The organism is Rhodococcus huquni (assembly GCF_055231055.1).
The window spans coordinates 143,707-166,184 of sequence record NZ_JBUYWE010000007.1 but is presented as its reverse complement, the minus strand read 5'-3'; the positions used below and the strand labels follow the sequence as shown (position 1 = coordinate 166,184).

Below are 22,478 nucleotides of genomic sequence, written 5' to 3'. Positions count from 1 at the left end.
GTTTTACCGCGCTGATTGTGGGTACAGCCGAACGGCGGGGTATCCACATGAAGGCGAGACAGTAATGAAGGTCAACGCAAAACTGGCCGCCGTCGGCGTGATCGCGGCGGCGTTCGGAATGGCTCTACCCGGCGTCGCGTCGGCCGACGCGCTGGACGATCTGACGGTTTCGGTACGCGCTCCCGACAATGTCGCACCGATGCCGCCGGGGTTTCCTCCGTACGGGCCGTCGGGCTGTGACGATTGGGCCGAACCGTACGAGCCGAATGTTCCGGGCTGGGGCGTGGACCCGTACAACCAGTACGACAACTGGTGTGACGGTCCTGAAGACGGCTATCCCCAGCCCGCGATCTACAGCGGCGACGAAGGCGGCGAAGATTCGCCCAACAGCGACTCGGGTGACAACTCGGGCAACGAGCCCTGACGGTCAGTCGAGTTCGGCCGGTACCGGGAAGCACGGTACCGGCCGTGGATGGCTGGGATCGAGCGCATTGAGTACGTGGACCCCGGCGATCGGGTCGTCCACGATATCTTCGTGTTCGACGAGGTCCTCTGGGCAGTGGTCCTGTAAGACAATGTTTTTCGCGTTCGGTGCTTCCAGGATGCCACTCGTGTACGGAACCACCACGGCGTCGTAGATGGTCACGATGTTGGTGTACTCCACATCGTCGGCATACGGACCGTCCGCCGCCAATGCCTCGTACCACGACGAACCGGCGATGAGCTCGGGGCACGACCCACACCCGACCGCGCGCACCACCTGCTCGAAGGTGTCTCGCTGTCCGATGCGATCGGCGGCCTGGACGATCTGTTCGTACGGTGGACGGTGGCTGCCACCCCACATCGGGGCCATCGATATGTACTTGTCCACCTTGGCGTCTCCGCCGAGGGAGCTGACGTACCTGGCGGGCATGAGCGTTCCCTGGGAGTGGCCCACCAGGTCGATTTGTGATGCGCCGGTGGAGGCCAGAACCTCGTCGACGAAGGTCGCGAGCTGGGTCGCGCTCTGCTCCATCGACCCGAGTCCGCCGACAGCGTTCATCGGCCAGGGCAGTCCGGGAAAGTTTCCGTAGGTCAGGGCGAACACGCAATATCCCTCGGCCTTCAGCACAGGCGCGAGTGTCGACCAGTCGTTCTGTCGATTCTGGGCCGTTCCGTGGACCATCACGACGGGGTTGGGGTGCTCGGGAGAGGGCGTGCAGGTCCAGTCGTTGGAGCCGGCCGCGTTCCCGTCCGGGGTGCCGACGAGCGTGACAATGGCTGGTGGCAACGGAACATCGGCAGTGGCCGTGGACCCGACAAGAAAAGCAAAGGCTATGGTAGCGCCGATAATTCCGGCTCGTGACCCGTACGTGCGAAGCGAGGAAAGACGCATCGGCTACCTTTCGGCAATTGTTGTACTTGCCGAGACGGTACCGCCGGAAGATTTACTACCGGGAAGTAACGGGTGTCGATGCGGTTACGTTGTCGTCACAGGGGGTCGAACGGATTCCTTGCGGAGTTTCCTGCGATGGCTGCGCATCGTCGCGATACGTACGCGGTCGCGAGCGCGCCGCAGCACGAGACGCATCGAACGGGCCGGGGGAGTGGGATCACGTTCTTCCACCGGGATGTCGAACTTCTCTGCGCGCGGCGGCCCCGAGCCTTCCCACCAGATCGGTTCGACGAGATGCTCGATCATCGGCAGTGATTCCTCGACGGAATTCTGACCCCAGTGCACGGCACGATCCAGCGCTCGCGGCGAAGGCGCGAGGTTGAGGGCGGAGAGTGTGGGGCGGAAGCGCACGATCCGATCGGCGAACGGCGCATTGCGCACCATCTGGATTCGAACGGCTTGTGTGAAGGGTTGTAGCAGAAGGTGTTTCGGGCCCCACTGCGGGTGGAAACAGTCCCAGGCGTAATAGCAGGCGTTACGGGTTCCGAGTCGTCCGTCCTGAACTCGCCGCCACGCCATCTCGACGGGGACGTTGCCTGCTGCGAAGCCGTCGAACAGTGCCGCGACGTCCTTCTGCTCGAACAGTTCGTCGAGGATGGGCGTCATGTTCGGGTCGCGCGTCTCGTGGTGCAGGACGCCGGGTATGGACGCCGAGAAGCTCGCCGCATCCACGACGTTGAGGCGCGAGGTGAGCTCGTCGGATCCCAGGATGATGGGCTTGACCAGCTGGCGATCGATGAACGCCGACGCCTGCCAAACTCCCAGGCCGACCTGACGGCTGAGTCCGGCTCCAGTCTTGGGTAGAGCGCGCATCCGATTGGCTGCGGTCTCCTGGCTGCGAAGTCGTGCGGGCAGACGGTCGAACGACTGACGGCGAACGCCGGCGACAACGGTCTCGAACGGAATCGACAGATCGCCCAAGGCCATGGGGGAGCCGTCCTCGTTGCGGAAGAGATCGTCGGCGAAGTCGTCGAAGGTGAGCGAGAAGACGCCGCCGAGCCCGTGCTGCCGGTTGCCGAGGCGAGCGGGCCCCAGAATGCCGCCGTAACTGACCGTCTTGGCCCAATCGATGTACTCGTCGACGGGGACGGGAAGGGTGCGCGCGGTGACACTGCCGACGATCGCGCCGATCGAGGTGGTGAGAATGTAGGCGGGCGTGAGGCCCTGATCGATGATCCGCTTCATGCCGCCCAGGTACACGTAGCCGGCGCCACCGCCACCGCCGAGCGAGCAGACCAATGCCTTGTAGCAGACCTCGGAATCGAGTTCGACCAGCGAGAACTCCGATGCGTGGCGGTCGGCCATCCCGCGTCGCTCTTCCTCGAGCGGTTCGACGAGGCCCGGAAGGATGTTCTTCGCGGCGACGAGTCGCTTCTCCAGATTCCGCTCGCCGCGCAGCGGGTCGTGAAGAGCGTCGACCACGCGCCCACGGAACGCCGCGATCTCCGGGCCGACGTCGACGTCCGGTCGTCCACGGGAGCCGTCGGGCCCGGCTGCGCCAGGCTCGAACACCGTGAGCCGCGCGAATCCGATGATGTATCGCAGGCGGCGGTATTCCTCGCGGGTGAGCACGTCGGGATGTGCAAGATCGGCTCTGACCAGTGCGGATTCCATGCGCTGCAGAGCGAGGACGGAGTCCTGATCGGGGAGTTCCGTGACATCCACTTGATCGGGATTGTCGAGTTCTTGTTCGAACTCGGCATCCAGATCCGTGGCTCCGAGGTCGAGATCGTCCTCGAGGAGGTCCTGGGTGTCGTCGTACGGGCGTGCCTTCACGATGCCAGTCTGCCGCACAGGATCACCTGCAATGCGGTGCACGTGACGCCTGTCACCCTGTGAACAAGGCCGCTGCGCTCTTCGGGAATTCGGCCGCGTCACGTCTGCGATACGTTTCCGCAGGTCGTCCGCCTCCGGTGGTCGACATTTCGCCTGTGCTGGCAAGGCCCTCGATCACATGCCTGCGAAACGAGTCCTTCGGTAGTGCACGTGAATAGAGGGTCTCGTAGAGGCGTCGCAGCTCGAGAATGGTGAATGCACTTCCCAGGAGATGATCGGGATCAGGGCTGCGTGCGTAGCGATCCCGCAGGTCGGCGACGGCGAGACGCACCATGTGCCGGTGGTCGAAGGCCAGGTCGGCGACTGCGGGGTCGTTGCAGGGGAGCAGAGTCGCCTTCGCGGGGAGTTCGGTGGCCGGGATCGTTGCACCGTGGGCCATCGACAACACCCAACCGCGGTCGTCCCGGTCGGGATCGTCGAACATGCGTAGCTGGTGAAGTCGGGCTCCGGCGATATCGGCCTTGTCCCGCAATGCTCGGTGGGCGGCATCGGTGAGGGTTTCGCGTGGGTGCAGAAAGGTCCCGGGTAGGGCTCGCGTGTCCCTGTGGGCGACGGTCAAGACTTTCACGGTGCCGTCGTGCACCGTCAGGACCGCGACGTCCACGGCAACCGAGGGTCGCGGGTACTCGGTCAAGTTCTTTCCGTTCGAATCCGTCCATGCCACGCTTGCATATTAGCGCAATCCTGATCTATCGTTTAGCTCATAATTGAGCGAAGGGGAGATCATGAGACTTACGGAGCAGCAGACGGCACGCGCGGCAGGGGTTCTGCTCGGCACGGCTGCGGGGGACGCGCTCGGTGCGGGATACGAGTTCACTCATCCTGCGGCCGACGCGAAGATCGACATGATCGGGGGCGGGCCGTTCGGATTCTCGCCCGGCGAGTGGACGGACGACACGTCGATGGCGGTCGCGATCGCCGAGGTGGCGGCGCAGGGCATCGATCTGCGTTCGGAGAACGGGTTGGACGAGGTGGCCGCCCAGTTTCTGCGCTGGTACGACGGGAACCCCAAGGACATCGGGAATCAGACGCGGGCGGTCTTGTCGGCGCGCAGTACGTCCGGAGCATGGATGCAGGAGCGTGCCCGCAGTATCACCGGACGCAAAGGCGGCAACGGCTCGCTGATGCGGGCCGCGCCGGTGGCGCTCGCGTACCTCGGCGACGAGGCGGGATGCATCGACGCGGCCGTGCAGGTGGGCGCGCTCACTCACGACGACCTGCGGGCAACCCAGGCCTGTGCGATGTGGACGTACGCGATCCGGCATGCCGTACTGCACGGCAACTTCGGGGGAGTGCGCCGCTATCTCGAGGTTGCTCGCGACGATGCCGCCGAGTTCTGGGGTCCCCTGCTCGATCAGGCGGAAACGGGCACACCTGCGGACTTTCCGAACAACGGTTGGGTGGTGCACGCATTGCAGACCGCGTGGTGGGCCATCACCGGTACCGACGACTCCGGCCCGCAACATCTGCAGGACGCCCTCGAAAGAGCAGTGCGGGCCGGCCACGACACAGACACGACGGCGGCGATCGCAGGCGGTCTTCTCGGTGCGCGCTGGGGAGCGTCGGCCGTACCCGCGCGGTGGCGACGCAAACTCCACGGGTGGCCGGGACTGGATGCCTCGGACCTGGTGCGCCTTGCGGTACGGGCCGCGTGGGGCGGACGCGACGACTCGATGGGCTGGCCCTCTGCCGCAGAACTCGACTACTCGCGCTACGACATCGCGCAGTTCGCGCATCACCCGCACGTCTCGGACGTGTTTCTCACCGGAGCGGGCGGACTGCGTCTCGAAGGTGTGGCGTCTGTCGTGAGTCTCTGCCGGGTCGGGCAAAAAGTGCCCAGACCGAACCACGTTCGATTCTGGCTGGCGGACGGTGGTCCGGATCGTAACCAGAACCTGGATTTCGTACTGGAGGACGCTGCGCGGACGATTCTCGAACTCCGCGAGCGGTACGGAAACGTCCTTGTTCACTGCGTGGAGGGGCGCAGTCGCACGCCGGCTGTCGCAGCGCGAATGTCAATCATCCTGGGCGAGAACCCGAACGATGTGCTCGATGCCCTTCCATGGGCAGACCCGGATCCGGCACTGTGGGAAGTGGCCGTCCACCCATGCCGAAGGGAGGCGTCGAAATGATCATCGACGTCGTAGAGGGCGACATCACCCGCATGCGTGTGGACGCCGTCGTGAATGCTGCGAACTCCGCTCTGCTCGGTGGCGGTGGTGTGGACGGTGCGATTCACCGTGCGGGCGGGCCGGACATTCTGGTGGAGTGCAAGACGTTGCGTGCCACGTCGCTGCCGAACGGCCTTGCTGAAGGTGCTGCCGTCGCCACGACGGCCGGACGTCTCCCGGCGCGTTGGGTGATCCATACCGTCGGGCCCAGGTACTCGGCGAGGGAGAATCGTTCGTCGATCCTGCGCTCCGCGTACACCACCAGCTTGACCGTCGCGGATTCGCTCGGCGGGAAGACGGTGGCATTTCCGCTCGTTTCCGGCGGCGCATTCGGGTGGCCGGTCGATATGGCCGTACGTCAGGCCGTCGTCGCGCTGAAGGGCGCGCACACGAGTGTGGACGTCGCGACCCTGGTGGCCTTCGATCGCCATGTCGCTGAACTGATGCGCCGAGAGATCGGCTAGCGACCCCGGGCCCGCGCTACGGTGAACCGGACCGAAGGAGACTCGAGTGGCTACTTTCGTTCTGCTTCCCGGCGCGGGCTCGGATTCGTTCTACTGGCATCGGGTGACTCCGATGCTGTCGAACAACGGGCATGCCGCGGTCACGGTCGATCTGCCGTACGGCGACGAGGACGCCGGCCAGTACGAGTTCGCCGACGTCGTCGTCGAAGCTGCGGCGTGTACGACCCGCCCACTGGTGCTGGTGGCACAGTCGATGTCCGCGTTCACAGCCGCGATCGTGTGCGAGAAGATCTCCGTCGATCTGCTCGTTCTCGTGGCTCCCATGTTGCCCGCGCCCGGCGAGTCGGCCGGGCAGTGGTGGGAGAACACCGGCCAGGAGGCGGCGCAGCGCAACGCAGACCTGGCGGACGGCCGAGATCCCGATGCGCCGATGGATGTGCAGCGGTTGTTCTTCCACGACGTGCCTGCCGACGTCACCGAAGAAGTCTTCGGGCGTCCGGAAGTACCGATGTCCGATAGGTCTTTCGAGACGGTGTGGGATGCGAGCGCGTGGCCTTCGGTGCCCGTCCGTGTTGTTCTCGGACGGTACGACAGGCTCTTTCCGTTCGAATTTCTACGAGAGCTCACGCGGACACGGCTCGCTGTCGAACCGGATGTGGTGGACGCGGGTCACTTGATCGCATTGTCGCGGCCCGAGCAGTTGGCCGCGCTGTTGGAGGAATACGTCACGGATTTGCCGGGTTGATCGAACCGATGACGAACACGGACACCCGCCTGAGTCGAATCGGTCTGCGGATAGCGAATTTTCGAGAAGACTCCGACGACGCGAAGTTGTCGGCAGGCTTTCTGCTCGCGGCGACGGTGGTCGCGCTGGTCTGGGCGAACGTGGGTGATTCGTACGAGTCGTTCTGGCACACCCCGCTCACCGTGACGTTGGGCGAACACTCCATCGCGCTCGACCTGAAGCACTGGGTGAACGACGCGTTGATGACGCTGTTCTTCTTCGTCGTCGGTCTCGAGGTGAAACGTGAACTCACCATCGGTGAACTCACCGACCGGACGCGTGCCGCGGTTCCACTCGTAGCAGCCGTGGCCGGTCTGGCATTGCCCGCACTGATCTTCCTGGCGCTCAACCCGAGTGGCGAGGAAGCGAGTGCGTGGGGAGTGGTGGTGTCCACGGACACCGCGTTCGTTCTCGGCGCGCTGGCGCTCGTGGGGCCTAGGTGTTCGGCACGGCTACGCGTTTTCATCCTCACCCTTGCCGTCGCCGACGACATCGGTGCGCTCGCGATCATCGCCTTCTTCTACACGGACAACCTGCGCATGGGTCCGCTGCTCCTCGGCGGAGTCGGCCTACTGGTGATCCTGCAGTTGCGCAGGCTCGAGGTGTGGCGCGGCGTCGCATACTTCGTCGTGGCTGCGGGGACGTGGCTGGCGTTCTACGAATCCGGGGTTCACCCGACGTTGGCCGGCGTGCTGATCGCGCTCATCCTGCCGGTCTACCCACCCCGCCGTAGTGAGGTGGAACGAGCCGGTGAGCTGACCAGGGCGTTCCGGCAGTCACCCAATTCGGACTATGCGCGGGCCGCGCAGCTGGGGGTGCTGCGCGCGGTGTCGGTGAACGAGCGCCTGTTGCGGCTCTATCAGCCGTACACCGCGTTTCTCGTCGTCCCGATCTTCGCTCTCGCCAACGCCGGGGTGGTGATCAGCGCGGACACTCTCGCCGACGCGGCTACCTCGACCTTGGCGTGGGGCATCGTGCTGGGCCTGGTGGTGGGCAAGCTCGTCGGCATCACCGGAGCGACGGCGCTGTTCGCGAGGGCGCGGCCGGGCAGTCTGCCGCCGGGACTCACTGTTTCGCAGGTTGCCGGCGGTGGGGCGCTTGCCGGTATCGGGTTCACGATTTCCTTGTTCATCGTGGACCTTGCGGTTCCTTCGCCGGATCTCGCCAACGAAGCGCGAGTAGGAGTTATCGTCGCCGCCGTGATCGCGACCGGACTCGGATGGGCCCTGTTTCGCGTGTCCGACCGAATCCACCCTCCCGCCGAGCAGACGGGGACGAGGCTGCTCCGGCCCGTCGACCCGAAACGCGACCACATCCGGGGTCGCGAGGACGCACCGCTGACCCTCGTCGAGTACGGAGACTTCGAGTGCCCGTTCTGCAGTCGGTCCACGGGAAGCATCAGGGACGTGCGAAACCGTTTCGGAGACGACATCCGATACGTGTTCCGCCACCTGCCACTCGACGATGTTCATCCGCATGCCCGTTTCGCCGCCCAGGCGAGTGAGGCGGCGAGCGAACAGGACAGGTTCTGGGAGATGCACGACCATCTGTTCGCGAACAGCGATGCCTTGTCCGAGGACGAAATCTATGGCTACGCTGCGGAGCTGGGTCTGGACATGGATCGATTCGAGGAGACGATGCGCACGGGTTCTCGCAATCACCGAGTGGACGATGACGAACTCGACGCGTTGTCGAGCGACTTCCGTGGAACGCCCACGTTCTATCTCGGCTCGAGTTCATCCGATCTGATTCGGCACGTCGGTCCGTTCGATGCCGCCACCCTGATCGGCCGGCTGGAAGACGCACGCGACTAGGCGTTCGTACTCCCGGATCGAACCGCGACCGAGCTCTTGGTACGGCCGCGACCAACTTTCTGGGAGCCCAGCTACCTGCGCTAACTGTCGGGTACTTCAAGTCGATGAACGTTCAGGCAGCTTTCCCGGCCCGACCGACGGATTGCAGCCATCGATATCGGCAATCGGAGGTACGGACATGGACATGGCACAGCTACTGAATGTCGTCGTTCAGTTGATACAGGTACTCGGACCGCTCCTGGACGGAATGGGCGGCGGAGGCGGCGGAGGCGGCGGCGATATGGGCTCGCTGGGGTCGATGTTCGGCTCCTGACCCCACCCCACCGTGTACGAACGCGACGCCCGTCCAGTCAGACTGGACGGGCGTTCCGTTCGTACACGGTGAGGTGGTTACCGGCTGGGCAGGTGGGCCGGCGCGGGCGTTCCGAGAGGAGCCGGCGGCGGCGGAGACTGTGGGACGGGTGTCTGCATTTCCTGCATCTGCTCGAGCAGTTCCGGTGCGATCTCCTGATGATCGCCGGTGGTGATGTCGAAGTCTCCGACGAGCACGCCGCCCACGTCGAAGCTCGTGCGGTAGAGCACGACGAGGGTGCCGTCGGTGTCGGTGAAGTTGGCGTCGGTGGCGATCGTGTCGCTCATGTCGGAGCTGCGAAGGTTCGCACCGGTGAAATCGGCTGTGGCGACGTTGGTGCCGCGGAAGTCGGCACCTTCGAGGTTCGCGTGCCGGAGGTTTGCGCCTCGGAGGTCGTGATGGCTCAGGTCGGCCCCCGGGCACGTGGTGTGCTCGGTGGGAGTGGGATCGGCGACGATGGTGCAGTCGTTGATTTGCACAGCCGGGTCAGCTGCTGCGACACCGGCGCCGGTCATGCCGAGCGCCGCAATGGACGCTGCCACGAGAACACCCTTGGGCCCCTTCTTCATGCCCACATCATGACCGAAATGCCGCAGTGTCGGAGCCGTTTGGGCAGATAGCTACTCGACGCGCACGAACACCGCAGGGTCCCGATCCGGCACCTGGACGGCCATGTTCCGAGCGACGAGATGTCGCAGGTGGGCGGCCGCCTCGGCCAAGGCCATGTGCTTGCCCAACGGAGAAATGTCGGCCCAGGGCTTGTACCACTTCATACGTTCTGCGACCTGCCAGACGGTGAGTTCGTCCTCGCCGAAGGCCTCGTACAGGTGGTCGAGACGTTCTTCGTGGTGGGCGATGAGTTCGCCCGAGCGCGCGGCGACGTCGTCGATCGGGATCCCGTGCGCGCCGAAGCCTCTCGTGACGTTCATCGACTTCATCAGTCTCTGCGATTCGAGGAATTCTGCGAGGGCGTCGCGTTCTTCCATCGGATACCGGAAGGCGCCGACGTGGGGAGTGGTCTTCTGCAGTACGTGGTCCCCGGTGAACATCACATCCGCTTGCTCGAGCTGGAAGCACACGTGGCCCGGCGTGTGCCCCGGGGTGTGGACCGTCCGAAGTTCGCGGCCACTCAGCGTGATGCGCTGGTCGTCGGTGAGCAGTCGGTCGGGCCGGGAGCGTGCAGTGGTCGGCGGCTCGGGTGCATCTGCCAGCTCGAACGCCGCGACGTCGGTCGACCCCGCGCCTGCGTTGATCAGGTTCTGGCGGTGGAATCGGAGAAACTCGTCATCGCGGGTGGCCGTCATCTGCTCGAACTCGTGGAAGTCGGATTCGTGCATGGCGATCCAGGAGCCGGAGGCCTCGCGCACGCGTCCACACAGGCCGATGTGATCGGGGTGGAAGTGGGTGAGCACCACACCCTCGACTTCCTGGATCGAGTGGCCGATCTCCGCGAGGCCGGCGTTCAGGCCGTTCCAGGCGTTGTCGTCGTCCCAGCCTGCGTCGACGAGGACGAGACCCCTGGGTGATTCCATGGCGTAGACGAGGGTGTGGCCAAGTGGATTGTTCGTGATGGGGACCGGTATCTGGAAGATTCCATCACCTATCGGCGCCGCACCGTTCATCCGATTACCCCATTCGCTCATTTTCTAGAACACGTTCTACACGTCTAATGGTTACTCCGGGCGGGGTGAAATGTCGAGTTTGCGCGCGGCGGGGCGTCAGACCACTTCGCCGCGGGCACGCCACTCGATGGCCGGGCATGTATCCATGACCATCGCGAGGCCGGCGTCTGTGGTGCGCCCGAATGCATCCTCGTCGACGACGCCGAGTTGGAACCAGACTCCCTTTGCGCCGATGGCCACGGCCTGGTCGGCGAACTCGCCGGCGGCATCGGACTGGCGGAATACGTCGACGACGTCGATCGGGAAGGGGACCTCCGCCAGCGAGGAGTACCCCTGCTCGCCGAGGACGGTCGGTGCGCTCGGATGAATCGGGACGATGCGCTTGCCGCGACGCTGCAGCAACTCGGCAATCTCGTAGGCCGTTCGGTCCGGATTTCCCGAAAGCCCGACGACGGCCCAGGTCTTGCAGTCGTCGAGCATGAGGGAGATTGCGTCCAGGTTCTGCCAGTTCTCGTTTCGCTCGCGTGAGTCCATCTCCCGAAGCTACTCCGTTGGGCTTTTGCGCACGCCGCGGTAGATGCCCCTGCGGACGACGACGCGCTGGAGAGCGTCGAGTGACCACGCCGGAAAGCGGAATCGGCGTCCGTTCGGGGCGAAGACCACGAGGCCGTCGCGCCTCGGCCCGAGCACGGAACCCCAGCGGCGTTCGGGTGGTCGGTACGACCGCAGAGGCGTGCCGTTCAGGTGGGCTTTCACGTTGTGCGCGAGGAGTTGGTGGCCCTTGTTGCGGGCGGAAGTGCGCAACCGGTCGGTTGCGGCGACGTCCCCCACGGCGAAGATATCGTCGTGGCCGACGAGGCTCAGGTCGGGATCGACCCGAACGAATCCGTTCTCGTCGAGGATCTCCGCGGGAAGCCAGGTCGTGTTCGGTTCGACCTTCCCGATGGCCCATACGACGACGTCGGCCGTCGTGGACTCCTGGCCCGTGCACCATGCGACGGGTTCGTCCGTGAGGTGCTGCGGCGCACCGCCCGGAGGGAGTGTCGCGCGATGGCCGGGATGGAGTTCGACTCCCAGTTCGGTGAGGGTGGCCTCGACTCGTCGCCGTGTGCGGCCGTGGTGATGGGGAAGTACGTGCGAACCTGGAAAGTAGAGGTGAACATTCTTTTCCGGCCACCGTTCCGCAATCTGTGCAGCGCAACTGGCGGCTGCGGCACCACCTCCGACGATCGCCACCGACCGTGCCCGCGCGATGCTCGAGTGCGTCGAAGCGAGGTCGTCGTCGATATCCGTGTCGCGCTGCACGGCGGGCCGTCGCCAGAACCCGTTGGTCACTCCGGTCGCGATCACCAGGGCGTCGTATGGCTCGTCGGTCCTCGAACCGTCTACGTGTTGGACACCGACGGTGCGTGCGGACATGTCCAGGTCGGTCGTCCGACCGTGCACGATGCGTACGGAGTCCAAACCGCGAAACCTGTTGTACGCGATGCGATAGTCACGCATCCACGAGTCCGGACGGGCCACTCGCATGCCGAGTTCCTGGCCGCTGACGAATACGGGCTTCGTGGTAATACCGACGACGTCGGCGTGCTGTCCGAGAAATACGGCCGAGAGGACGCCGGTGTCACCGAGGCCGGCGACGACGACTCGCGGTCGGCTCACACCGAGGCCTTCTTCGGCGGCCGAGGAACGAATCGCGAGACCCTCCGCACGACGTTCGCGTACTCGGGGCGCCGTTCGAGACTTCGCTGTTCCATCATCGGAATGCTGGCGCCGAGGAGTAGGACCAACATGGTTGCGGCGCCCGCCAACACCCACCAGCTCTGTGGTGCCGCAGCGAGTCCGAAGAGTCCGAACGAGAGCCAGACGCCGAACTCTCCGAAGTAGTTGGGGTGCCTCGACCATGCCCAGAGCCCGCGATCCATCACCTGTCCAGGAGATTTCGTGGCCACGAAGCGATGCATCTGGAGGTCGGCGACGGTCTCGAGAGTCACTGCGCCGAGACCCACGGCGAACGCGACGACGTCGAGTGGGCCGAACGCTTCGCCGCCGCGAGTGGCGACAACGTACACCGGGATCAGGCCCGCGAACACCTGAAGCGTGGGGAACACGTGGACGCCCAGCAGGTCCGCGCCCATCTCGAAGCGTCCCGCGCGCTCCCGGAGGAGTGGGTAGCGCCAGTCTTCGTGATGGAGTCCGGGAAAACTGTAGATCCAGTTGCCGGTGAGGCGAACCGCCCACGTCAGCATCACGACCATCATCAGCCACCACCGTGCACCGTCGGCGTCTTGGCCCGCCGCGATCCACCAGTAGAAGGCGAGTAGTGGGGGTGCGACGCTCCAGTACGCGTCGTAGAAGCTGGAATTACGGTGGATGCGGCTCGCCGCGAAGATGACGGCGGTGGCGATCAAGTCGGCGATCAGTCCGTCCAGCCACAGTTGGCCGGTGTCGGGGCCCCAGATCAGCCATGCGAGGCCTGCGGCGATGGCGATCAGGTAGGCGACAGCAACTCGGCCGAGGGCGGCCCCTTTGTTCATGGAGCGACTGTAGACATTTGCAACGTGTTCTCGTGGCGAGATGGGTGGTGATTCTCGGCCGCTCTTGCGTGGCATATCGATTATCGATACCGTATCGAATATCGATAGCCAATCGATTATCGATATGGCACACCGCGGAGGGATGCGAGATGTTTCGAGCGAAGGAAGAATCCGCCGAGATCGTCGGGACCACGAAGAAGGATCGTCGCGATCTTTCGGCCTCGCTTGCTGTTTTTGCAGTCCTGGCGATAGCAGTGATTGCCAGGTATGTCGTGAACTTGACGGGCCAGCTCGGCGACGGGACGGTGTCGACTCGATTCCGGATGTCCAGCGACGACGCGCAGTGGATCACCGCGCCGAACGGAACATTCGTTCAAGCCGGGCCGGGTATCCCGTTGCAAGTGCCGACGGAATCGCTGTCGCCCGTCACCGTCGGGTTCTTGCGTGCGGGCGATCTGCTCGAATCTGTGGGATACCTTGTGGTGCTCGGACTTCTGGCAGTATTGGTGGTGCGCTTCATACGCGGCGGCATCTTCGAGCTGTGGTCTGCGAAGCTCGTCAACGCGATCGCGATCGCCTCGATCCTGGCGGTGTTCCTGCCGGTGATTCCTCGCCAGCTCGGCGGCAACATGGCCGCTCGCGACCTGGGCTGGATCGGCGCCGACGTACCGAATGCGCACGTGGACACCGAGGTGCTGAACGCGGACTTCTGGCCGATCTACGTCTTCTGCATGGCATTCTCGGCGATGGCCGTGATCATGAAGATCGGTTCGCGGATGGCACGCGACCAGGCGGGGTTGGTCTGATGCCTCCCGAGGCCGATCTGGAGCACGGCGTTCGGTGTCACCTGGATCAGCTTCTGGCTTCGCGCGAGATGACCCTGGCACGACTGTCCGAGCTGGTGGGCGTCAGCGTCGCCAATCTGTCCGTGCTCAAGAACGATCGAGCCAGGGCCGTCCGGTTCTCGACGCTCACCGCCCTGTGCAAAGTGCTCGAGTGCGATGTGGGCGACCTGTTCAGCGTCGACTATTCGTGATCGTTGTTCTCGTGATCTCTGCCCAGCCACGCCAGTGCGGCCACGACGAGGGTCTGAGTGCCGATGTCGAGGGTCGGCTGAACGACCGGAGCGAAGAACGGGGAGTGGTTGGCGGGGATGTCGGAATCCACGGTGCCGGCCTTCTCCGCCTTGCGGTAGATGTCTGCGTCGATACCGCCGATGCACCAGTAGGTGTACGGAACGTTCAGTGCGTTCGGGATGTCACTGAAGTCCTCGCTGGCGCTCACCTTGGTCAGGTCGGTGGAGCTCTCTCCGAAGTAGTCGTCGAACGCCGTGCGGACCGTGGCAGTGGTGGCATCGTCGTTCTCGGTGAGCGGGAAGTGGTCGTACAGCTCGAACTCGGGGTCTTTCGGCGAGCCGGACGCCACACACTCGGCTCTCACGATCCGCTCGATGCCGTCCAGCACCTTTTTGCGAACGCCGTCGTCGTAGGTCCGGGTGTTGAGCAACAGCACGGCATGATCGTCGATGACGTTGCTCTTCGTCCCGGCCTGGACACTGCCGACGGTGACCACGGCGACATCGGTCGGCGCGATCTCGCGGGAGACGAGTGTCTGCAGGCGAAGAACGATCATCGACGCAAGGACCACCGGATCGACTCCGGATTGGGGCATCGACCCGTGGGTGCCGCGGCCGTACGCGGTGATCCGCATACTGTCGGCATTGGCGAAAGAAGGGCCGGGTCGCGTCGCAACCGTTCCGGTGGGCATGGCCATGACATGTTGTCCGAGAGCGACATCCACGTCGCCGACCACTTTTGCGAGGCCGTCGTCCACCATGCCGCGGGCGCCGTCGCCCAGTTCCTCGGCGGGCTGGAACAACGAGACCAGAGTTCCGCTCCATGAGTCCTTGGAGTCGGCGAGCAGTGACGAGGCGCCCAACAGGCACGTGACGTGAACGTCGTGGCCGCAGGCGTGCGCGACGGGAGTCTCGTTGCCGTCGGCGTCCTTCGCCACAGCCCCGCTCGCGTAGGGGAGTTCGGTCTGTTCCTTCACCGGTAGGGCGTCCATGTCCGCGCGCAGCAGGACGCGTGGGCCGTCTCCGTTGCTCAGAATGCCGATCACGCCGGTGCCGCCGACGCCCTCGCGAACGTCGAAGCCGAACGACTTCAGCTTCTCGGCCACTTTGCCCGCCGTCCGAGTCTCCTGGTGAGAGAGCTCCGGGTTGGCGTGCAGATCCTTGTACAGGTCTTCCTGCCAAGACCGAATGTCGTCCAGGCCTGCAGTGACTGCGTTCTGCTTACTCACCGTGTGCTCCCTGTCTGTCGTCGGACGGTCTTTCGCGCTTCTCACGCTATCCCCACCCCGACGAATGTCACACAGGTTCAGCTGACGCGAACCGGTGTGACATTCGTCGGGGTGGGGGTCGGGGGAGGGGGAACTGTGATCACGGCGATTTCAACCAGTGCCCGTGCTCTCGGACTCGATTAGACCTGAGGTCACGACTTCTGACGCCGACTCTTCCGACCTCACCTAAGGACACTGATGTCTCGAGAACTTCACCTCGCGGGCTTCCTCATCGCCTCGCAGGTCACTCACTCGCACGCCGCGTGGCGGCATCCCGCGTCCGAGACCGACTACTTCGGCCCGGACTACTACGCCAGGGTTGCCCGCACCCTGGAGCGCGGCAAGTTCGACTTCTTGTTCTTTGCGGACCTGTTGGCGACACCGGTGCGTTATGGCAACGACATCACCGTTCCGTTGCGGAGCGGAACCCAGGCCTCTGCCACCCTCGACCCGTCGTTGGTGGCGGCGACGTTGGCGAACGTCACCGACAAGCTGGGCCTCGCGATCACCAAGTCCGCCACGTACTTCCATCCGTACGAAGTGGCCAGGATCTTCAGCACACTCGACCACCTCACGAAGGGGCGCGTGGGCTGGAACGTGGTGACCTCGCTCAATCAAGCCGAGGCGCAGAACTTCGGGTTCGACGATCACGTCGGACACGACGAGCGCTACGAGCGGGCGCAAGAGTTCCTGGAGGCCACGTTCAAGTTGTGGGGGAGCTGGGACCGCGACGCGCTGGTGCAGGACAAGGAGTCGGGAATCTTCGCGGACCCGGCCAAGGTGCGCACGGTCGATCACGACGGAAAGTGGTTCAAGACCAGGGGTCCGCTGACGACACCGCATTCGCCGCAGAGTCGGCCGGTCATCTTCCAGGCGGGTTCGTCGCCGGTCGGCCGTGATTTCGCTGCTCGGTGGGCGGAGGCGGTGTTCGAGATCGACCCCACCTCCGAGGGCCGCAAGGCGTACTACGACGATCTCAAGTCGCGGGCATCGAACTTCGGCCGCAATCCCGACCACTTGAAAATCCTGCCGTCGTTCATTCCGTTCGTCGGGGAGACGGAGGCAATCGCCAGGGAGAAGCAGGCATTCCACAACGAACTCGCTGACCCGATCTCCGGCCTCATCACGCTGTCCGTGCACACCGACCACGATTTCTCTCAGTACGACCTCGATTCACCGATCGAGAACGTTCAGGTGCCAGGCACACAGGGACTCGCCGATCTCGCCCGCAGGCTCACGGTCAAGGACAACCTGACCCTGCGTGACATCGGAAAGCTGTACGCGCAGGGAGTGCTGCTGCCGCAGTTCGTCGGGACTCCGTCTCAGATCGCGGACCAGATCGAGGCAGGCTTCACGGGTGGCGAGGCGGACGGTTACATCCTGTCTGCCGCACAAGCGCCGGGGACGTTCGTCGATTTCGTGGACCTGGTTGTTCCGGAACTGCAGCGACGCGGACTCTTCCGAACCGAATACACGGGTGACACCTTGCGAGATCACCTCGGGCTGGACCCCGCGACACTCACTCCGGCGGTGCGATCTGAGGCCGTTCAGGCCTGATTTCGCCACGCATACCTCTGACCAATGTCACACCGGTTCGCGTGAGCTGAACGCGTGTGACATTGGTCAGGGGAGGGGGTGGTCAGGGGCGGTCGGCCTTGATGAACTCGGCGCAGCGTTCGCCGACCATCATGACGGTGATGTTCGGGTTCACCGTGGTGTGTTCCGGGAACACGGAGGCGTCGGCGACGCGCAGTCCCTCGACGCCCTTGACTCGCAGTTGCGGGTCGAGCGGCGACATGTTGTCCGTGGTCGAGCCCATTCGGCAGGTTCCGGCGGGGTGGTAGACGGTGTTGTGGGTGCGGCTGATGTAGTCGGCGAGTTCGTCGTCGCTCTGGATGTCCTTGCCTGGGAACAGTTCTTCGCCCGCCCACTCGGCCATCGCGGGCTGGGACACGATGTCGCGGGCGCGGCGGATGCCGGCGATCATGATGCGCATGTCGTAGCCGTCGGGGTCCGTGAAGTAGCGGGGATCGACGCGCGGCTTGTCGCGGAAGTCCCTCGAGCGCAACATGACAGAACCCCGCGACTTCGCATGGGTGACGTTGGGGGTGAGGCAGAAGACGTTCTCTTCGGTGGGGTATCCCTGCCGCAGCGTGTGCATGTCGAACGGCACGGAGCCGTAGTGCATCATCAGGTCCGGTCGGTCCAGATTCTCGTCGACGGTGTCGAAGATTCCGATCTCCCACCACTGCGTGGACGTCTCGACCATCGGCTTCTTGGCCACCCACGAGATGACGCCTTCGGGGTGATCCTGCAGGTTGGCGCCGACGCCGGGAGAGTCGACGAGTACGCCGATGCCGTGTTCACGCAGGTGCACGGTCGGCCCGATCCCAGAGAGCATCAACAGCTTCGGGGTGTCGATCGCGCCGGTGGAGACGACCACTTCGCCCGTTGCGCGGATCGTCTGCGCGCGGCCGAACTGGTTGTCGACCACCTCGACGCCGACGCACCGCGTGCCGTCGAACACCAGCTTCTTCGCCCGCAGACCGGTCAGCAGAGTGAAGTTCTCGCGATCGGATATCGGGTGGATGTACGACACGGAGGACGAGGAACGAGTTCCGTCGCTACGCCGGTTGATCTGAAAGAAGTTGGCGCCGTTCTTGACCGTCTCACCGTTGTTGAACTTGGTGGTGGGCAGCCCGGCCTCGGCGCAGGCTTCGAGAAGTTTCACTCCGCACTGGTCGGCAGGCGGCACGTTCATCAGGTGGACCGGTCCGCTGTCGCCGTGGTGCGGGGCGTCCGGGCCGGCGTCCTCATTGGTCTCGAGGCGCTTGACGACGGGCCAGACGGTGTCCTTGTTCCAGCCCTCGGCGCCGTGCTCGGACTCCCAGCCGTTCATGTCCTCGGCCGGTGGCCAGAACGCGATACACGAGTTGTGCGACGAGCAGCCACCCATCACCTTCGCGCGGGCATGCCGCAGAAAGGAGTTGCCGTTCTCCTGCGGCTCCACGGGGTAGTCCCAGTCGTAGCCGGACTCGAGCAGTTCCATCCAGCGTTCGAGTTCGAGGACCTCTGGAATTCCGCGGTCGTCGGGGCCGGCCTCGACGAGTGCCACGGTGACCGACGGGTCCTCGGAGAGGCGTGCGGCGCAGGCGGCACCGGCGGACCCGCCGCCGATCACCACGTAGTCGAAGGTGCTCATCGGTTGTCCTCCTGCGTGTCGTTGCTGAACCAGCCGGTGACTGCGGGTGCGATGTTCTGGTAGACGTGCTTGGACTCGCGGTACTCGTCCAGGCCGGTCGGGCCGAGTTCACGGCCCACCCCGGACTGGCCCATCCCGCCCCACTCTGCTTGCGGCAGGTAGGGATGGAAGTCGTTGATCCAGATGGTGCCGTGTCGCAGACGGTTCGCCACCCGCTGGGCCTTGCCGGCATCCTGTGTCCACACCGCGCCGGCCAACCCGTAATTCGTGTCGTTGGCGATCCGAACTGCGTCGTCCTCGTCGGTGAAGGTCTCGATGGTGACGGTGGGGCCGAACGCCTCGTCGACCACGACGGACATGCCCTGGCGCACCTGGTCGAGAATGGTCGGCTTGTAGTAGTAGCCCGCGTCGAGGTCGGTGGAACCCTGTGTTCCGGTGGCGAATTCGCCGCCCGTCCGCAACCGCGCACCCTCGGCGACACCTGCCTTCACGTAGGCATCGACCTTGTCGCGGTGCGCAGCAGAGATCAAGGGGCCGGTCTCTGCGTTGTCGTCGAATGGCCCGCCGATTCGGATCTGCTCGGCGCGGGCGACCAGGGCGTCGGTGAACTTCTCTGCGATGCCGTCCTGCACGACGATTCGTGCACCCGCCGAGCACACCTGGCCGGAGTGGACGAAGGCGCCGTTGAGGGCGTTGTCGACGGCGGCATCGAAGTCGGCGTCGGCGAAGATGACGTTGGGGTTCTTGCCACCCAGTTCGAGGGCGACCTTCTTTACGGTCGCGGCGGCCGCTGCGGCGACCACCTTGCCCGTCACGAGACCGCCGGTGAACGACACGAGGTCGATGTCGGGATGGTCCGACAGCGGCGCCCCGGCGTCCGGGCCCGCGCCGGTGACCAGGTTCGCGACACCTGCAGGCAGCCCGAGTTCGTCGAGCACCTGCATCATCAGGATCGCGGTGTGCGGAGTGAGCTCGGCAGGCTTGAGCACGAACGTGCAACCTGCCGCCAGCGCCGGACCGATCTTCCACGCCGCCTGCAGCAGTGGGTAATTCCAGGGCGTGATCATCCCGCAGACGCCCACGGGTTCGTACTGGATGCGGCTGACGACGGTGTCCATGCCGGCATCGACCACGCGACCGGCTTCCTGTGCGGCAGCACGGCCGAAGTATTCGAAGCAGGAAATGATGTCGTCCATGTCGATCTCGGACTCGACGAGACGCTTACCGGTGTCGAGGGATTCGGCGCGGGCGAACTCGTCCTTACGCTCGCGCAGTCGGTCCGCGACCTTCAGCAACAGGCCGCCGCGGTCGGCTGCCGGAACGGACGACCATCGTCCGTCGTCGAATGCGGCTCGGGCGGCGGCGATGGCGCGTTCGGTGTCGGCGCGGGTGGCCTCGCTGACGGTGTCGACCTTCTTCCCGTCTGCGGGGCATTCGATGTCACGGGTTCCGCCGTTCGCAGCGGCCTGCCAGGTGCCGTCGATGAACAGGGTCTGTGCGGTCATGCTTCCTCTTTCTCGGGATTGCTGCCGTCGGTGTCGGTGGTCATGACGTCCGGGGTCTCGAAATCCTGCGACCAGTCGAGGATGGGTTCGGCGTTCACCGCGGTGGAGTCCGTTCCCTCGCTGCGGTGCAGGAACACGAGGTGGCGTTCGTAGTGGTCGAGGACATTGCTGATGAGCTGTTCCTTGGTGAACCCGAAGACGTCGAAGCCGCTGCTGCCGTCGGCGGAGAACACCTCGAGGCGGAAGAACTTCGCGCTGGGCTGCGCGCCCTGGCCGAAGCTCGGCGTCTGGTGTTCGGTGGGATACACCTGGTAATGGAACGGTCGTTCACCCTCGAACGGGATGTCGAGGTGATAGCTGTGAATGTCGTACGTGTCGACGACCTGCTCGCCTACGGTGGCTTCTCTTCCAGCGCTGCTCAGTTCCTCGGCGACCTCGCGAAGGGCGGGGCCGGCCACGGTGGTCGCGTAGCGCTCCATCGCATGAGCGCCGGGGTAACGCACAGACCGTTCGACACGCTGGCGCCAATGCAGGTTGGTGCCTCCGGATGCGCGATTGGAGAGCGCGGCGGGGATCGATTGACGAAGTGAATCCGCCCAATTCCGTTCTACCTGGAGCGCTTTGAACAGTCCGAGCATGAGGAACACGATGACGACGGCGAATGGCAGGCCCATGATGATGGTGGCGTTCTGCAGGGTGGTGATACCGCCGATCATCAGCATCGCGAGGGTCAGCAGGCCGGTGGCGACGGCCCAGAAGATGCGCACCCAGGTTGCGCCGTCGGATTCGTTGTCGGTCATCTTCGAGCTGAAGTGGGACATGACGAGAGCGCCCGAGTCGGCACTGGTCACGTAGAAGAGCAGTCCGGTGAAGGTGGCGACGACCGCGAGCGCGGGGGCGCCCGGGTACTGCTCGAGGAGTGCGTAGAAGGCGCGTTCGGGGGAGGACACCGCGGTCTCGCCGAATTCGGTGTTGCCGCCCCGGACGATGTCGATGGCGCTGTTACCGAAGATGGAGATCCATACCAGGATGAACAGGAACGGCACGGTCAATGTGCCGAGAACGAACTGTCTGATGGTGCGGCCGCGCGAGATGCGGGCGAGGAACAGTCCGACGAACGGGGCCCACGCGATCCACCAGGCCCAGAAGAACAGGGTCCAGGAGGACAGCCATTCGTCGGGGCGGTCGTAGGCGAAGGTGTTGAGCGTCATCCCGGGGAAGCGGCTGGCGAAGTCGCCCATGTTCTGGACCATGCCGTCCAGCAGGAAGGCGGTAGATCCCGCGATCAGGATGAACAGCATCAACCCGATGGCGAGGATGACGTTGAGTTCGGACAACCGGCGGACGCCCTTGTCCACGCCCGACACTGCCGAGGCCATGGCGATCAGGACCGCGACCGCGATCAGGCCGGCTTGTGCGGCAGTGCCCTCCGAGAGGCCGAACAGGTCGTTCAGCCCCACGTTGAGCTGGGCCACGCCGATGCCGAGGCTGGTGGCGAGTCCGAAGATCGCACCGAGGAGTGCGGCGATGTCGACAGCGTCACCGAGTCGGCCTTCGATCTTCTTGCCGAAGATCGGATACAGCGCGGAGCGGATGCTCAGCGGCAGGTTGTGGCGATAGGCAAAGTAGCCGAGGGCCATGCCCATCAGCGCGTACAGCGCCCATCCGATGATGCCGTAGTGAAACAGCGTCCACACCACGGCTTGTCGGGCCGCTTCGGTGTTGTTGCCGTCGCCGGTGGGTGGTTCCAGGAACTGCGTGACCGGCTCGGCCACAGAGAAGAACATGAGGTCGATACCGATGCCGGCAGCGAAGAGCATTGCTGTCCACGAGAACAACCCGAACACCGGTTTCGAATGGTCCGGTCCGAGCTTCACCTTGCCGACACTCGAAGCTGCTGCCCAGATGACGAAGCCGAGCACGACGGTCACGAGAAGGATGTAGAACCAGCCGAGATCCTTCGCGATCCAGGTCACCACGGAGCCGATCACCTTGTCGGCGCCGTCCTGATCCAGGAAGGCCCACACGATGATCCCGATGATGCCGAGACTCGAACCTATGAAGACCGGCCAGTTCACGGCTACCGAGGGCGGCGCCTTGGTCAGGGGAGTCTGCTCGGGCGTCGCATCGGGTTCTCGGGCGGGGGTCGGTTCCATACGCATCCTCGTGTGATCGGGTGGTTTCGATCGTCAAGCAGATCGACACTATCACCGGAAATGCTGCAAATTTGGATAAGTGCGAACAGCGGAAACGGGCCTGTTTTCGCAGGTGGGGCGCGTGTAGTGCACGTCTGGATGTCGCGTGAACGTTATGAACGCAACACGCCCATATGGGCGTTTTGGCCGAATCTGAAGATTTGTTCGCAACAGTAAGCTAGCGTGATCGACGTTACATCGGGGGTCATGTTGTTATC

The 22,478-nt window shown here is 64.6% G+C and carries 20 protein-coding genes and 1 pseudogene; 9 read left to right on the top strand and 12 right to left on the bottom strand.

From position 1 onward, the window contains the following. Positions 1-64: 64 nt before the first annotated feature. Positions 65-424 (top strand): hypothetical protein, encoded by a 360-nt coding sequence (locus tag ACZI8R_RS14795; protein WP_463380392.1) that lies wholly within the window; start codon positions 65-67, stop codon positions 422-424. A 3-nt stretch (positions 425-427) separates the two neighbouring features. Here ACZI8R_RS14795 and ACZI8R_RS14790 read toward each other — a convergent pair whose 3' ends face one another. The 3 genes from ACZI8R_RS14790 to ACZI8R_RS14780 form a co-directional block, all read right to left on the bottom strand. Then, complete coding sequence (locus ACZI8R_RS14790) at positions 428-1,270, bottom strand: esterase/lipase family protein (RefSeq protein WP_463380391.1); 843 nt, start codon at positions 1,268-1,270, stop codon at positions 428-430. Between the two features lie 189 nt (positions 1,271-1,459). Next, on the bottom strand, positions 1,460-3,211 hold the full coding sequence (locus tag ACZI8R_RS14785) for a patatin-like phospholipase family protein (RefSeq protein ID WP_463380390.1): 1,752 nt from the start codon (positions 3,209-3,211) through the stop codon (positions 1,460-1,462). Positions 3,212-3,263: 52 nt separating this feature from the next. Beyond that, positions 3,264-3,935 carry an NUDIX hydrolase gene (locus ACZI8R_RS14780; protein WP_463380389.1) on the bottom strand — a complete coding sequence of 224 codons (672 nt, stop codon included), beginning with the start codon at positions 3,933-3,935 and terminating at the stop codon, positions 3,264-3,266. Between the two features lie 61 nt (positions 3,936-3,996). Between ACZI8R_RS14780 and ACZI8R_RS14775 the strand changes: the two are divergent. The 5 genes and pseudogenes from ACZI8R_RS14775 to ACZI8R_RS14755 all read left to right on the top strand — a co-directional run. Beyond that, positions 3,997-4,932: pseudogene (locus tag ACZI8R_RS14775) on the top strand (ADP-ribosylglycohydrolase family protein); the annotation flags it as partial. A 467-nt stretch (positions 4,933-5,399) separates the two neighbouring features. Further along, complete coding sequence (locus ACZI8R_RS14770) at positions 5,400-5,906, top strand: O-acetyl-ADP-ribose deacetylase (RefSeq protein ID WP_463380388.1); 507 nt, start codon at positions 5,400-5,402, stop codon at positions 5,904-5,906. Positions 5,907-5,952: 46 nt separating this feature from the next. After that, entirely contained in the window at positions 5,953-6,651 is a 699-nt protein-coding gene (locus tag ACZI8R_RS14765; protein WP_463380387.1) for an alpha/beta hydrolase, read from the top strand. 8 nt (positions 6,652-6,659) lie between these two features. Continuing rightward, positions 6,660-8,504, top strand: a complete 1,845-nt coding sequence (nhaA, locus tag ACZI8R_RS14760; protein ID WP_463380386.1) for a Na+/H+ antiporter NhaA — start codon at positions 6,660-6,662, stop codon at positions 8,502-8,504. A 184-nt stretch (positions 8,505-8,688) separates the two neighbouring features. After that, positions 8,689-8,817 (top strand): hypothetical protein, encoded by a 129-nt coding sequence (locus ACZI8R_RS14755; RefSeq protein ID WP_463380385.1) that lies wholly within the window; start codon positions 8,689-8,691, stop codon positions 8,815-8,817. A gap of 77 nt (positions 8,818-8,894) precedes the next feature. On the opposite strand, the gene ACZI8R_RS14750 is transcribed toward ACZI8R_RS14755, so the two are convergent. The 5 genes from ACZI8R_RS14750 to ACZI8R_RS14730 all read right to left on the bottom strand — a co-directional run bounded on the left by ACZI8R_RS14750 (position 8,895) and on the right by ACZI8R_RS14730 (position 13,015). Continuing rightward, positions 8,895-9,425 carry a pentapeptide repeat-containing protein gene (locus tag ACZI8R_RS14750; protein WP_463380384.1) on the bottom strand — a complete coding sequence of 177 codons (531 nt, stop codon included), beginning with the start codon at positions 9,423-9,425 and terminating at the stop codon, positions 8,895-8,897. A 51-nt stretch (positions 9,426-9,476) separates the two neighbouring features. Beyond that, positions 9,477-10,478, bottom strand: a complete 1,002-nt coding sequence (locus ACZI8R_RS14745; protein ID WP_463380454.1) for an MBL fold metallo-hydrolase — start codon at positions 10,476-10,478, stop codon at positions 9,477-9,479. 96 nt (positions 10,479-10,574) lie between these two features. Beyond that, positions 10,575-11,012: a CoA-binding protein gene (locus ACZI8R_RS14740; RefSeq protein WP_463380383.1), complete on the bottom strand. Its 438-nt coding sequence runs from the start codon at positions 11,010-11,012 to the stop codon at positions 10,575-10,577. Positions 11,013-11,021: 9 nt separating this feature from the next. Further along, a complete protein-coding gene (locus tag ACZI8R_RS14735; RefSeq protein ID WP_463380382.1) occupies positions 11,022-12,140 on the bottom strand; it encodes an FAD-dependent oxidoreductase in 1,119 nt (372 codons plus the stop codon). After that, complete coding sequence (locus ACZI8R_RS14730) at positions 12,137-13,015, bottom strand: DUF1295 domain-containing protein (RefSeq protein WP_463380381.1); 879 nt, start codon at positions 13,013-13,015, stop codon at positions 12,137-12,139. Before ACZI8R_RS14730 ends, ACZI8R_RS14735 begins: the two co-directional genes overlap by 4 nt. Before the next feature lie 149 nt (positions 13,016-13,164). On the opposite strand from ACZI8R_RS14730, the gene ACZI8R_RS14725 reads away from it, so the two are divergent. Together ACZI8R_RS14725 and ACZI8R_RS14720 are read left to right on the top strand one after the other, a co-directional pair. Then, complete coding sequence (locus ACZI8R_RS14725; RefSeq protein ID WP_463380380.1) at positions 13,165-13,821, top strand: hypothetical protein; 657 nt, start codon at positions 13,165-13,167, stop codon at positions 13,819-13,821. Beyond that, complete coding sequence (locus ACZI8R_RS14720) at positions 13,821-14,051, top strand: helix-turn-helix domain-containing protein (RefSeq protein ID WP_463380379.1); 231 nt, start codon at positions 13,821-13,823, stop codon at positions 14,049-14,051. Before ACZI8R_RS14725 ends, ACZI8R_RS14720 begins: the two co-directional genes overlap by 1 nt. Here the strand turns inward: ACZI8R_RS14720 and ACZI8R_RS14715 are convergent. After that, entirely contained in the window at positions 14,042-15,319 is a 1,278-nt protein-coding gene (locus ACZI8R_RS14715; RefSeq protein WP_463380378.1) for an amidohydrolase, read from the bottom strand. The two genes, ACZI8R_RS14720 and ACZI8R_RS14715, sit on opposite strands and share 10 nt — an antisense overlap. Before the next feature lie 237 nt (positions 15,320-15,556). On the opposite strand from ACZI8R_RS14715, the gene ACZI8R_RS14710 reads away from it, so the two are divergent. Next, entirely contained in the window at positions 15,557-16,915 is a 1,359-nt protein-coding gene (locus ACZI8R_RS14710) for an LLM class flavin-dependent oxidoreductase (protein ID WP_463380377.1), read from the top strand. Positions 16,916-16,997: 82 nt separating this feature from the next. On the opposite strand, the gene ACZI8R_RS14705 is transcribed toward ACZI8R_RS14710, so the two are convergent. Genes ACZI8R_RS14705 through betT form a run of 3 tightly spaced genes read right to left on the bottom strand, consistent with a single transcriptional unit; the run spans position 16,998 to position 22,221 of the window. After that, the gene (locus ACZI8R_RS14705) at positions 16,998-18,560 is read right to left on the bottom strand and encodes a GMC family oxidoreductase (RefSeq protein ID WP_463380376.1); all 1,563 of its coding nucleotides are present in this window, start codon (positions 18,558-18,560) and stop codon (positions 16,998-17,000) included. Continuing rightward, positions 18,557-20,065 (bottom strand): aldehyde dehydrogenase family protein, encoded by a 1,509-nt coding sequence (locus ACZI8R_RS14700; protein ID WP_463380375.1) that lies wholly within the window; start codon positions 20,063-20,065, stop codon positions 18,557-18,559. The genes ACZI8R_RS14705 and ACZI8R_RS14700 overlap by 4 nt, the downstream gene beginning before the upstream one ends. Next, positions 20,062-22,221 carry a choline BCCT transporter BetT gene (betT, locus tag ACZI8R_RS14695; protein WP_463380374.1) on the bottom strand — a complete coding sequence of 720 codons (2,160 nt, stop codon included), beginning with the start codon at positions 22,219-22,221 and terminating at the stop codon, positions 20,062-20,064. Before betT ends, ACZI8R_RS14700 begins: the two co-directional genes overlap by 4 nt. Positions 22,222-22,478: the final 257 nt, after the last annotated feature.

Bases quoted from the DNA above. Each gene is read 5' to 3' on its own strand.
- ACZI8R_RS14750 (WP_463380384.1), bottom strand. From the start codon at position 9,425: ATGAAGAAGGGGCCCAAGGGTGTTCTCGTGGCAGCGTCCATTGCGGCG.
- ACZI8R_RS14705 (WP_463380376.1), bottom strand. From the start codon at position 18,560: ATGAGCACCTTCGACTACGTGGTGATCGGCGGCGGGTCCGCCGGTGCC.
- ACZI8R_RS14795 (WP_463380392.1), top strand. From the start codon at position 65: ATGAAGGTCAACGCAAAACTGGCCGCCGTCGGCGTGATCGCGGCGGCG.
- ACZI8R_RS14730 (WP_463380381.1), bottom strand. From the start codon at position 13,015: ATGAACAAAGGGGCCGCCCTCGGCCGAGTTGCTGTCGCCTACCTGATC.
- ACZI8R_RS14740 (WP_463380383.1), bottom strand. From the start codon at position 11,012: ATGGACTCACGCGAGCGAAACGAGAACTGGCAGAACCTGGACGCAATC.
- ACZI8R_RS14710 (WP_463380377.1), top strand. From the start codon at position 15,557: ATGTCTCGAGAACTTCACCTCGCGGGCTTCCTCATCGCCTCGCAGGTC.
- betT (WP_463380374.1), bottom strand. From the start codon at position 22,221: ATGGAACCGACCCCCGCCCGAGAACCCGATGCGACGCCCGAGCAGACT.
- ACZI8R_RS14770 (WP_463380388.1), top strand. From the start codon at position 5,400: ATGATCATCGACGTCGTAGAGGGCGACATCACCCGCATGCGTGTGGAC.
- ACZI8R_RS14755 (WP_463380385.1), top strand. From the start codon at position 8,689: ATGGCACAGCTACTGAATGTCGTCGTTCAGTTGATACAGGTACTCGGA.
- ACZI8R_RS14720 (WP_463380379.1), top strand. From the start codon at position 13,821: ATGCCTCCCGAGGCCGATCTGGAGCACGGCGTTCGGTGTCACCTGGAT.
- ACZI8R_RS14700 (WP_463380375.1), bottom strand. From the start codon at position 20,065: ATGACCGCACAGACCCTGTTCATCGACGGCACCTGGCAGGCCGCTGCG.
- nhaA (WP_463380386.1), top strand. From the start codon at position 6,660: ATGACGAACACGGACACCCGCCTGAGTCGAATCGGTCTGCGGATAGCG.
- ACZI8R_RS14745 (WP_463380454.1), bottom strand. From the start codon at position 10,478: ATGAACGGTGCGGCGCCGATAGGTGATGGAATCTTCCAGATACCGGTC.
- ACZI8R_RS14725 (WP_463380380.1), top strand. From the start codon at position 13,165: ATGTTTCGAGCGAAGGAAGAATCCGCCGAGATCGTCGGGACCACGAAG.